Source organism: Actibacterium sp. MT2.3-13A (assembly GCF_018139985.1).
Classification (GTDB): Bacteria; Pseudomonadota; Alphaproteobacteria; order Rhodobacterales; family Rhodobacteraceae; genus JAGSOU01.
In genome coordinates, this window is record NZ_JAGSOU010000011.1 from 137,779 (window position 1) to 146,214 (window position 8,436).

An 8,436-nucleotide genomic window follows, 5' to 3' on the forward strand; every position below is an offset into this window, starting at 1 on the left:
CCCCGCCTCCGTCAGATCAACACGGCCACAACATAGGCGACGTAAAGCCCGGTCAAGACAATGCCCCAGCCCTTGGCCATGTTCCAGCCGCGGAACACGAAGGGCAGCAGGATCAGCGCCGAGGCCAGCATCACCCACAGATCGAAGCGCAGCATCTCCACCGGCACCGCCAGGTCGCCCACCAGGCTGGCCAGGCCGATGATCGCCAGCAGGTTGAAGATGTTCGACCCGATCACGTTGCCCAGCGCCACATCGGCCTGCCGGCGCAGCGCCGCCATCACCGTCGTCGCCAACTCGGGCAGCGAGGTGCCCAGCGCGACCAGCGTCAGCCCGATCACGGTGTCGCTGACGCCCAGTTCGCGGGCGATGTTCTCGGAATGCTCGATCAGCAGGTCGGCGCCCAGCGGCAGGCCCGCGAGGCCCAGCGCCAGGAACAGGGTGATCTTCCACCACGGCAGGTTGGGATCGGCGCCTTCCACCTCTTCCTCCACCTCTGCCGGATCGGCCACGGCGGCCGCGCTCAGCGTCTCGCGCCGGTGGCTGCGCGCGGCGTGAAACATGTCCCACAGCACCAGCGACAGCGCCGCCAGCAAAACCAGCCCGTGCACCCAGGTGATCGGGCCGAGAAAGGCCACCGCGGCGAACAGCGCCGAGGCCGCGAGCATGAACAGATAGGTCCGCCGCGTGTCGCATTCCCCGGTCGACAGGCCCGAGATGATCGCGGGCAGGCCCAACACGAGCAGCACGTTGGCGATGTTCGAGCCCACCACGTTGCCCAGCGCGATGCCCGGCGCGTTCTCCAGCGTCGCCTGGATCGAGATCAGCAACTCCGGCGCCGAGGTGCCGAAGGCCACGATGGTCAGGCTGACGATCAGCGCGGGCACGCCCAGCCGCAGGCTGAGGTTCACCGCGCCCTTGACCAGGGAATCCCCCGCCAGCAGCAGAATAGCCAGACCCAGAAGGGCGAAGAGCAGGTCCAAGGCCATTTGCGGAATTACCCTTTTTCCTTGCCGCAGGGGCAGGGCCCCTTGCCGAGTTGATAGCGCCCGCAGCGCGGGCATTTCGCGGGCCGGTTCAGCGACAGCCGCCGGCCGCCCGGCAGCCGCAGCTTGCCGAACATCGCCAGCACGCCCATGCCGACCAGAAACAGCGTGATGATCTTGAACAGCATCTAGAGCCCGAACCGCGCCCACAGGGCGCGCTCCTCCAGTTCGCCGGCCAGCCCGCCCAGGACCTGCGCGCCGAAACGCTGCCAGACCGACCGGCGCGGGCCATAGTCGCGGAATTTCACCTTGTCGCCGAAACGTTCCTTCATCACCGGCACCAGGTGGCCGACGCCGTCGGCCAGGCCCAGCTCCACCGCCTGACCGCCGACCCAGACATCGCCGGCGAACAGATCGGCCCCGCCGTGCAGCTTGCCCGCGCGCCGGGCCTTCACCCGGTCGATGAAGGATTGGTGGATCGCCTCCTGCAGGCTCTTCAGCCTGGCCACGTCCTCGGGCTTTTCCGGCTGGAACGGGTCGAGCAGGCTTTTCGACCGCCCCGCGGTGTAGAGCCGGCGCTCCACCCCGTGGCGCGCGATGAAATCATGGAAGCCGAACCCGGCCGAGACCACCCCGATCGAACCGACGATCGAATTGTCATCGACCCAGATCTCATCCGCCGCGCAGGCGATGTAATAACCGCCCGAGGCCGCCACATCCTCGACGAAGGCATATACCGGAACGCCCTTCTCCGCGGCCAGCCGCCGGATGCGGGTGAAGATCATCGAGGATTGCGCCGGCGAACCGCCGGGCGAATTCAGCGCCAGCGCCACCGCCGCGGGCTTTCCGCGGCTGAATGCCTTTTCGATCAGCGGGGCCAGGCCGGCGTCGTTCAGCACCACCCGGCCGCGCGCATCCGCCGCGATCATGCCGTTCAGGCGCAGCACGGCGACCAGCGGCTCTGGCGTCAGAAAGGGGATCCAGCGTTTCATCCCATGGCATTTAGAGGCTCACCCCCCCGGGAACAAGGCGGGCGCTGCAATCGAGGTGCAGTGTTGCGGCGCGGCCCCGGACGGGCACGCGCCGCGGGTTCACTCGCCCGGCCCGCCGGGCGCGGCGCAACTGATCTCGTTCCCGTCCCAGCGCAGCACCAGCCGCGCCGCGTAGCCGCGCGGGTCGGGGCCCAGCGTGACCTGGCCCAGCACCGCCGTTTCGCCCGCGCGCAGGCTGAAATCGCCGCCCTGTCGGATCGCCGTGCTGCCCGAGGCGCCGTTCCGGGTGACTTCGAGGCTATAGAGCCCCTCCGCCCCCTGCGCCCCGGCCATGGCGCGCGCCTCCAGCGTGACGCCCTGCGCGCCGGTCCCGGTCGCGATCCTGCAACTCAGCGGCGCCGCGTCGCGGCCGGCGCCGGGCGGGCTCATCGCGCCGGTCAGCGCCAGCGCGATGAGCGCCGGGCCCCATGCGGAGCGGGGGAATGGACATGACATCTCCGGTCTCCTTCCGTCGGCTTCGGCCGCGCGGCGGGCGCCGCCGCGCGGCTTGGGATGGCTCAGTTCTGGATCACGACGATGACGTTGCCGCGGCCGCGCTGGGTGATCGTGGTGCTGTCGCCCTGCCCGGCCTGGATCACCGCGGCGGCGTTGTTGCGGCCAGACTGACGGATCCGGGCCGACTGGCCCTCGCCGAACTGCGCGATGCCCGCGATGTTGCCATAACCCTTCTGACGGGTGAAGCCGGAGTGACGCTCGCCGGACTGGCCCACCACCGCGCGGTTGCGGTTGCCATCCTGGGTCAGCATCGCCAGGTGGTCTTCGCCGCGCTGGTAGACCGTGGCGCGGTGGTTCGCGCCGTCCTGCTCGACGCCGATGCTGTTGCGCGCACCCAGCTGCGTCACGGTGAGAAAGCTGTTCTCGGCCGCGGCGGGGCCGGCGGCCAGGGCGGCGGCCAGCAGGGCGGACAGGGCGGCGGTCTTCAGGGGGAATGCGATGGTCATGGTCGTGTCTCTTTCCTGTGCTCGGTTGCGTATGCGTTTCGCGTTGCACCGGCCGCGCCCTCACCCGGCGCGGTGCCGATGAGCCCAGCAGGACCCACCCAGCACCTGACAGGCAATAGCGGCCCGGGGCTATGCGATGACAGCCCGTCCCGCACCCGCGGCTATCCGATAACAATCGGCTTTTTTCTCATGAAAACAGTTGGATGACCGGCGTCAGCCGGCCATGTGCCGCGCGCCGCGCCCCTCGGAAAGTTCGATCTGACGCTGGCGTTCGCGGAACCGCGCGCGGTCGGATTCGCTGTATTCCTCCACGCATTGGTGGCAGCGCACGCCGTCCTCGAACTCGGGGCGGGCCTTGTCCTCGGGGCGGATCGGACGGCGGCAGGCGCGGCACAGCTCATGCGGCCCCTCGACCAGCCCGTGCCCGACCGAGACCCGCTCGTCGAAGACGAAGCATTCGCCGCGCCACAGGCTTTCGCCCTCGGGCACCTCTTCGAGATATTTCAGGATGCCGCCCTTGAGGTGGAAAACATCCTCCACCCCCTGCCCCAGCAGGTAGTTGGTCGATTTCTCGCAGCGGATTCCACCGGTGCAGAACATCGCCACCCGCTTGTTGTGGAAGCGGTGCTTGTTCTCCTCCCACCAGGCGGGGAACTCGCGGAATGTGCGCGTTTCCGGGTCGATCGCGCCCTCAAAGGTGCCGATCGCGATCTCGTAGTCGTTGCGGGTGTCGATCACCACCACGTCCTCGGCCGAGATCAGCTCGTTCCACTCCGCGGGCTCGACATAATGTCCCACCCGTGCCAGCGGATCGACATCGGGCTGGCCCATGGTCACGATCTCGCGCTTCAGTTTCACCTTCATCCGGGCAAAGGGCATCTCGGAGGCCGTGCTCTCCTTCCACTCCAGCCCGTCACAGCCGGGCAGTGCGCGGATATGCGCCAGCACCGCGTCGAGCCCCGCGCGGGGGCCTGCGATGGTGCCGTTGATCCCCTCGCGCGCCAGCAGCAGAGAGCCGCGGATGCCCTGCGCGACGCACAGCTCCAGCAACGGCCCGCGCAGCGCGGCGGGGTCGGAAAATCGGGTAAAATGATATAGAGCAATGACGGTGATCATGGCGCGCTACATAAGGGGTGGCGGGGCGGCGCTGCAAGAGGCGTGAGGCCGCAGCCCCCGTGCCCCGCCCGGCGAGGACCGAACCGCAGGAGGAACCCGAGATGCGACCCGAGACCGAAGCCCTGATCGTCGTCGACGTGCAAAACGACTTCTGCCCGGGCGGGGCGCTGGCCGTGCCCGGCGGCGACGAGGTCGTGCCCGAGATCAACGCGCTGCTCGACGACTTCGCCCTGCGCGTCTTCACCCAGGACTGGCACCCGGCCGATCACTCCTCCTTCGCCTCGAACCACCCCGGCCACAAGCCGTTCGAGGTGATCGAAATGCCCTATGGCGGCCAGGTGCTCTGGCCCGACCATTGCGTGCAGGACACGAGGGGGGCCGCGTTCCACCCCGATCTCGACACCTCAAAGGCCGATCATGTGCTGCGCAAGGGCTTCCGCCCCGGGATCGACAGCTACTCCGCCTTTTTCGAGAACGACCGCGAGACCGAGACCGGACTGGACGACTACCTGCGCGAGCGCGGCATCACCGCGGTCACCATCGTCGGGCTCGCCACCGATTTCTGCGTGCAATACACCGCCCTCGATGCCGTGCACCTGGGCTACAAGGTGACGGTGCTCGAACATGCGTGCCGCGGCATCGACCTCGACGGCTCGCTCGAGGATGCGCGGCTGTCGATGCTCGACGCCGGCGTGGTGCTGGAGCGGTAAGGGCGCGCCCGCGGGCCTCCCGCGCAGACCGGCAGCAGAATGCACTGAGGGCAGCGCCCGACCCGAGGGGCGCCGGCGGGGCGGAACCGATGATCAAGGCCCCTCCCCCCTTGCCCACCCCCGCCCTCCTTTGCTCTAACCGACAGGCGCAACCCCGGAGCCCGCCATGGCCGACATCGCCACCCGCGTCTACAATCACCACTGGAAGATCGACCCGATCGTCCGGTCGCTGATCGACACTGATTTCTACAAGCTGCTGATGTGCCAGTCGGTGTTCCGCAACCGGCCCGACACCGATGTCACCTTCTCGCTGATCAACCGCACCAGGGCGATCCGCCTCGCCGATCTCATCGACGAGGGCGAGCTGCGCGAACAGCTCGACCATATCCGCAGCCTGCGCCTGTCACGCGGCGAAAGCACCTGGCTGCGGGGCAACATGTTCTACGGCCAGCGCCAGATGTTCCGCCCCGATTTCGTGGAATGGTTCGAGAACCTGCAACTGCCGCCCTACCACCTGGAAAAACGCGACGGCCAGTACGAGCTGACCTTCGAGGGCAAATGGCCCGAAGTCATGCTGTGGGAAATCCCCGCGCTTTCGGTGCTGATGGAATTGCGCGGCCGCGCCGTGCTCCAGCACATGGGCAAGTTCGAACTGCAGGTCCTCTACGCCCGCGCCATGACCAAGCTGTGGGAAAAGATCGAGCGCCTGCGCCCGCTGGAAAACCTCCGCCTCGCCGATTTCGGCACCCGCCGCCGCCATTCCTTCCTCTGGCAGGACTGGTGCGTGCAGGCGATGATCGAGGGGCTGGGTGACAAGTTCGCCGGCACCTCCAACTGCCTGATCGCCATGCGCCGCGAGGTCGAGGCGATCGGCACCAACGCGCATGAACTTCCCATGATCCACGCGGCGCTGGCCGACAGCGACGAGGAACTCGCCCAGGCGCCCTACGAGGTGCTTGCCGACTGGCAGGAGGAGCATTCGGGCAACCTGCGCATCATCCTGCCCGACACCTACGGCGCCGAGGGCTTCCTGAAGAACGCCCCGGACTGGCTGGCGGGCTGGACCGGCATCCGCATCGATTCCGGCGACCCGGCCGAGGGGGCGGAGATGGCCATCCGCTGGTGGCAGGAGCGCGGCGAGGACCCGCGCGAGAAGCTGGTGATCTTCTCCGACAGTCTCGACGCCGAAAAGATCGTGGAGTTGCACCGGCAATTCGCCGGCCGGGTGAAGGTGAGCTTCGGCTGGGGCACGCTCTTGACCAACGACTTCCGCGGGCTGACCCCGGACGACGCGCTGGCGCCGTTCTCGCTGGTCTGCAAGGCGGTCTCGGCCAACGGCCGGCCCACGGTGAAGCTGTCGGACAACCCCAACAAGGCGATCGGCCCGGCCGCGGAGGTGGAACGCTACAAGCGGGTGTTCGGGGTTGGGGAACAGGTGGCGAGGGAGGTGGTGGTTTAAGAGGGGCACCGCTGGACTATACGGAGATATTGCCAGTTATAATGCGAATGAGATATAAGTGGGTAAATCTTGCTAGGATGCAACATGGACCCCATTAGAAATCCCTTCGCTCCCGGCGCAGGTTCTCAGCCGCCAGAACTGGCGGGCCGCGATGAAATCATCCGGGAAGCCGAAATCGCATTGAAGAGAATTCTCCAAGGCCGGCATGACAGGTCCCAAATACTGCTAGGCTTGAGAGGAACCGGAAAAACGGTCCTCTTGAACAAGATTGAAAGGCTTGCGGAAGAAGCAGGCTACTTGACCTCATTCATTGAGGCCCCTGAAGACAAGTCACTGGCGGAGCTTCTCTACCCAAGAATCCACCAAGTCCTAAGAAAACTCTCGATAGTGGAGAACGCAAAGGAAAAAGCTTACTCTGCCATGCGGGCCTTGCGTGGGTTTGCGAGCGTGTTCAAGATCGAGGTCGGCGATTTTTCTCTGTCGGTAGATCCAGAAGCAGGCACGGCGGATAGCGGGAACCTGGAGTTCGATCTAAGCGACCTTTTCGTTCGCGTTGGCGAAGCAGCCAAATCGGCCGATAAAGGATGGGCACTTCTGATTGATGAAATGCAGTATCTGAATGAGAAAGAACTTGCCGCCCTCATCGTTGCCATACACCGCGTCAACCAAAAACAGCTTCCAGTAATAATGTTCGGTGCAGGGCTACCACAAATCGCCGCTCTGTCAGGCGACGCGAAGTCCTACGCGGAGCGCTTGTTCAAGTACCCTCCTGTCGGCGCGTTGGACCAAGAAGCCGCTGTATCGGCCATCAAAGAGCCTATATCAGAGGAGGGCGAGCATATCGAAAGCGATGCCTTGGATCTGATCGTCGAACGAACAGAAGGCTACCCATACTTCCTACAGGAGTGGGGATACCAAGCGTGGAACACTGCGGACCAATCACCGATTTCTCGTCACGATGTCGAACGGGCCTCAGAGACAGCTCTGAAACGATTGGATGATGGTTTTTTCAAAGTGCGCTTCGATCGGCTGACCCCGAAAGAACGTGAATATGTGATAGCGATGGCAGAACTCGGTACGGGGCCATACCGTTCCTCCGATGTCGCAGATCACTTGGGGGAACCTCCGAGCAAACTTGGGCCAAGACGAGCCCAAATCATCAACAAGGGGATGATCTACAGTCCCGAGTATGGAGACATCGCGTTCACCGTTCCGATGTTTGACGATTTTCTCCGTAGGACCATGGTCAAGCCAAGTTAGCGAAGTGGCACGCGTTCTCGCCCGCCCAAAGTGAAACGCAGTTTCCCGCACCCACCCCGGCTCGGGCGCTGCCCTCCGTGGCTCCCCCGTCTGCCCCATCTTGCCAGCCCGCCCCTCCCCGGCCATGATCACCCCATCATGGACCACACCGACGCCAGACCCGCCAACGCCTCCCCCACCCGCGCGGAAATCGCGGTGGCGCTGTTCACCCTCGGCTATGTGGGGGCCTTCACCGTCTGGTTCCTCGCCGTCGGCAATTACGAATTCATCGTCTACGTCCTGACCATGGCCGTGCTGATCGCGCTGGTGGGGCTGAACCTGCGCAAGGCGGAGTTCCCCGCGGGGATGCTCTGGGCGCTCAGCCTCTGGGGGCTGGCGCATATGGCAGGCGGCGGCGTGCCGGTGGGGAACTCGGTGCTCTATTCCATGCCCCTCTTCCCGGTGGTGGAGACCGACCAGTATTTCATCCTGAAATACGACCAGTTGGTGCATGCCTATGGCTTCGGCGTCACCGCCTGGCTGCTGTGGCACCTGATGACGCGGCATTTCCCGGCCACACGGGGGTCGGCGACCGCGCTTTTCTACCCGCTTTTCGCCTCGATGGGGCTGGGGGCGCTGAACGAGATGATCGAGTTCTCGGCGGTGCTGATGGTGCCCGAGACCAATGTCGGCGGCTATTACAACACCGCGCTCGACCTGGTGTTCAACTGCCTGGGCGCGGCGGTCGCGATGGGAATGGTGCGGGTTTTCGGGCGGCGTGCCCCGCTCACCCGCTAAACAAGAACCGAAACGGCCCTTTCAGGAAACCACAAGAACTGACCTGCCCCCCGGTGGTCCCTCGTTCATAACGAGAGTCTGCGGGTTTGGGATTGGTAGTTGGGTTGGTCGGTTTGGGCAAGCGCGCCGGGAGCGGAG

General features: G+C 65.5%; 10 protein-coding genes. 4 read left to right on the forward strand and 6 right to left on the reverse strand.

The annotated features are described in order from the left end of the window. Nucleotides 1-11 precede the first annotated feature (11 nt). From KCI33_RS11730 to KCI33_RS11755, 6 genes are all read right to left on the reverse strand, one after another. A complete protein-coding gene (locus KCI33_RS11730) occupies nt 12-986 on the reverse strand; it encodes a calcium/sodium antiporter (protein WP_212524980.1) in 975 nt (324 codons plus the stop codon). Between the two features lie 8 nt (nt 987-994). Continuing rightward, the gene (locus KCI33_RS11735) at nt 995-1,171 is read right to left on the reverse strand and encodes a hypothetical protein (RefSeq protein ID WP_212524981.1); all 177 of its coding nucleotides are present in this window, start codon (nt 1,169-1,171) and stop codon (nt 995-997) included. Next, nucleotides 1,172-1,975 (reverse strand): S49 family peptidase, encoded by an 804-nt coding sequence (locus KCI33_RS11740; protein ID WP_212524982.1) that lies wholly within the window; start codon nt 1,973-1,975, stop codon nt 1,172-1,174. Nucleotides 1,976-2,074: 99 nt separating this feature from the next. Further along, a complete protein-coding gene (gene csgH, locus KCI33_RS11745) occupies nt 2,075-2,470 on the reverse strand; it encodes a curli-like amyloid fiber formation chaperone CsgH (RefSeq protein WP_212524983.1) in 396 nt (131 codons plus the stop codon). Between the two features lie 62 nt (nt 2,471-2,532). Continuing rightward, nucleotides 2,533-2,976, reverse strand: a complete 444-nt coding sequence (locus KCI33_RS11750) for a hypothetical protein (protein WP_212524984.1) — start codon at nt 2,974-2,976, stop codon at nt 2,533-2,535. A gap of 213 nt (nt 2,977-3,189) precedes the next feature. Further along, nucleotides 3,190-4,092, reverse strand: coding sequence for a rhodanese-related sulfurtransferase (locus tag KCI33_RS11755; protein ID WP_212524985.1), 903 nt, complete (start codon nt 4,090-4,092; stop codon nt 3,190-3,192). Nucleotides 4,093-4,193: 101 nt separating this feature from the next. Here KCI33_RS11755 and pncA point away from each other — a divergent pair, with 101 nt between their 5' ends. The 4 genes from pncA to KCI33_RS11775 all read left to right on the forward strand — a co-directional run bounded on the left by pncA (nt 4,194) and on the right by KCI33_RS11775 (nt 8,298). Next, a complete protein-coding gene (pncA, locus tag KCI33_RS11760; RefSeq protein WP_212524986.1) occupies nt 4,194-4,802 on the forward strand; it encodes a bifunctional nicotinamidase/pyrazinamidase in 609 nt (202 codons plus the stop codon). 166 nt (nt 4,803-4,968) lie between these two features. Beyond that, nucleotides 4,969-6,261: a nicotinate phosphoribosyltransferase gene (pncB, locus tag KCI33_RS11765; RefSeq protein ID WP_212524987.1), complete on the forward strand. Its 1,293-nt coding sequence runs from the start codon at nt 4,969-4,971 to the stop codon at nt 6,259-6,261. An 84-nt stretch (nt 6,262-6,345) separates the two neighbouring features. Then, nucleotides 6,346-7,521: an ATP-binding protein gene (locus tag KCI33_RS11770; protein WP_212524988.1), complete on the forward strand. Its 1,176-nt coding sequence runs from the start codon at nt 6,346-6,348 to the stop codon at nt 7,519-7,521. A 138-nt stretch (nt 7,522-7,659) separates the two neighbouring features. After that, entirely contained in the window at nt 7,660-8,298 is a 639-nt protein-coding gene (locus KCI33_RS11775) for a DUF2238 domain-containing protein (protein WP_212524989.1), read from the forward strand. The last annotated feature ends 138 nt before the right edge of the window (nt 8,299-8,436 follow it).